This is a genomic window from Nitrosospira sp. CT, from assembly GCF_059489795.1.
This window is the reverse complement of record NZ_JCAHZJ010000001.1, coordinates 1-2862: the sequence shown is the minus strand read 5'-3', so window position 1 is coordinate 2862 and position 2862 is coordinate 1. Positions and strand designations below refer to the sequence as shown.

Annotated in this window: 1 protein-coding gene and 1 pseudogene; both read left to right on the top strand. The window is 57.2% G+C overall.

The window, feature by feature from the left end; all coding sequences use genetic code 11:
* Positions 1-71 precede the first annotated feature (71 nt).
* Positions 72-170: pseudogene (locus tag AC52W5_RS00010) on the top strand (phosphopantetheine-binding protein); the annotation flags it as partial.
* Between the two features lie 141 nt (positions 171-311).
* Positions 312-2862: non-ribosomal peptide synthetase (locus tag AC52W5_RS00005; protein ID WP_495669482.1), on the top strand; the 2551-nt coding region annotated here is incomplete at its 3' end.

The window sequence follows — 2862 nt, the reverse complement described above, 5'->3', positions numbered from 1 at the left end:
TGAGGGAAACCGAAGCCGTTGCGCCACGAACCCAGGACGAGCAGCGCCTGGCGGATATATTCGCCGAGCTGTTGCGTATCCCAAAGGTCGGCATCCACGATAATTTCTTCGAATTGGGGGGTCATTCCCTGCTGGCAACGCGTGCAGTTTCGCGAATCCGCGACGTTCTGCACGCCACGGTCCCACTTCATGTCCTCTTTGACGCCCCCACGGTTGGAGAACTGGCGCTAAGGCTGGGACCCCGCACAGCGTCAGAGCCAATTCAGCGCCGTCCGGAAGGACCGTGCCCACTTTCTTTCTCCCAGCAGCGTTTGTGGTTCCTCGATCAGCTTTCACCGAACAGCGCCGCCTATAACATTTGCACTACGTTTGCCTTTAAGGGATTGCTGGATGCGGCAATACTCAGGCAGAGCCTGGGCGAGATCGTGCGGCGTCACGAAATCATGCGTACCACCTTCACTGCCATTGATGGGCAGGGCATCCAGGTGGTCATGCCGCCTTCACCGCCCCAGCTTGCCGTCATCGATCTTCCCGAAGCGTCAGCGGCCGAGGCGCGCAGGATAATCAACACGGAAGCCGAAATACCGTTCGATCTCGTAACAGGACCGCTTTTTCGCACGACGCTGTTGCGCATCGGAGAACTGGATCACCTGCTCGTGCTGGCAATGCACCATATCATTGCCGATGGCTGGTCCCTCGGCATTATCAAACAAGAACTGGCCGTTCTTGTTGAAGCTTATTCCAGTCATGAAGCATCACCGCTGCCGGAGATTCCGATTCAGTATGGAGACTTCGCCTGCTGGCAGAGGCGGACACTCCAGGGAGAGCAGCTCAACGGTTTGTTTGGGTATTGGAAAAAACAGCTGGAGAACGCGCCGGAGCAACTTTGTCTACCAACAGACCACCCGCGCCCCGCGGTACAGAGTTTCCGCGGTGCTTCCTTGTCGGTGACACTGCCACCCAGATTGGCGAGAGGTCTGCAGGATCTTTCGCAGCGGAAAGGCGTCACTTTGTTCATGACGCTGTTGGCAGCTTTTGGCGTGCTGTTGTCGCGCTACAGCGGACAGTCCGATATGGTGATCGGCACTCCCATCGCAAACCGCACCCGCAGCGAACTGGAAGGGTTGATCGGATTTTTCGTCAACACGCTTGCCTTACGCCTCGATCTTTCGGGGGATCCGTCATTTGCCGTGCTCCTTGAGCGCGTGCGCAACGTGACAACCAGTGCTTACACCCATCAGGACATGCCTTTCGAGATGCTGGTCGCCAAGCTCGCCCCGGCACGCCATCTGGACCATTCTCCGCTCTTTCAGGCCATGTTCGCGTTGGATAAGGAGAATTCCGACAGCGGAACGCTATTACCCATCATGCCCATCAGCAGCGCCACAAGCGATTTTGTGGAAGTCCGGGGGGCTGCGAAGTTCGATCTCACCCTCGCGATGACTGAGTTCAATGATGGCATCACCGCTTCCTTCGAATATGCCACGGATCTCTTTGAACCAGCCACCATAAGGCGAATGCTCGACCATTTTCTGATGCTGATAGACGGGATTATCAATAACGTGGAGCAGCGTCTATCCGGGCTGCCTCTGCTTTCCGCGCTGGAGCAACAGCAGCTACTCGTGGACTGGAACGCTACCGCAGCCCTGTTTCCGCGCGATTGCTGCATCCATACATTATTCGAACTCCAGGCAATGCGAAGCCCGGATGCCATAGCCCTCGAAGCGGATCATGAATGTCTGACCTACGAGCAACTGAATCATCGCGCCGATCAACTGGCCCGATGCTTGAAAGAGATTAAGCCTGGTACTCCGGTCGGGCTACTGATCGATCGCGGCATAGAAATGGCTGTCGGCATTCTCGGCATCCTGAAGGCGGGCGCAGCATATGTTCCCCTTGATTCCAAGCTTCCAGCGGAACGCATCGCGTTCATTCTTTCCGATACTGCTGCACCCGCCGTTGTAACCCAGACTGAGTTCAGGCATCGGCTCGCAGGTTATAGCGGGAGGGTTATCTGCCCCGAGGACGCCAAGCCCGACGAAGCAGAAACAACGAGCGGCGCAGAGGCGGACGACACGGGAAATGCCGGACCGGACGATCTTGCCTACATCATCTACACATCGGGTTCCACCGGAACCCCAAAAGGCGTCATGATTCCCCACCGGTCGCTGGTCAATCATGCCATTGCTATCTCCCGTTCTTATGAGCTTTGTTCCTCGGATCGGGTATTGCAAATCGCGTCCCCCGCATTCGACGTGGCTGCCGAGGAAATTTTTCCTTCATGGCTGAGTGGAGCAACTGTCGTCGCATGGACAGATACAGGTCCTCCGGCCTTTTCGGATCTGATCGATCTGGTGGATAACCGTCACCTCAGCGTCCTGAATCTCCCAGCTTCCTACTGGCATGGATGGGTCGCCGAACTTTCCTCCCTGCGCTTGCCCGAAAGCCTTCGACTGGTTGTGGTCGGCAGCGAACCGGTGATCGCGGCACGGCTGGTGGACTGGCTCCGCCATACGCACGGAGACATCACTCTGATCAATGCCTATGGTCCCAGCGAAACCACAATCACAGCGATAATCTACAAGGTTCCGGCAGGCAGTGATTTCCGCAACCATACTGGAACCGGGTCTTCAAGCATTGCGGTCTCTCCCGATCCCTCTGCCCGCTCTGTTCCCTCTGTTCCCTCTGTCCCCATAGGTCGGCCGATTGCCAATACTGAAGTTTATGTGCTTGACGACAGGCTCCAGCCGGTGCCCATCGGTGTGGCCGGAGAACTCTATATCGGGGGCGAAGGACTGGCACGCGGCTACCTCAACCGTCCGCAACTCACCGCCGAGCGCTTCATTGCCCACCCCTTCCGTT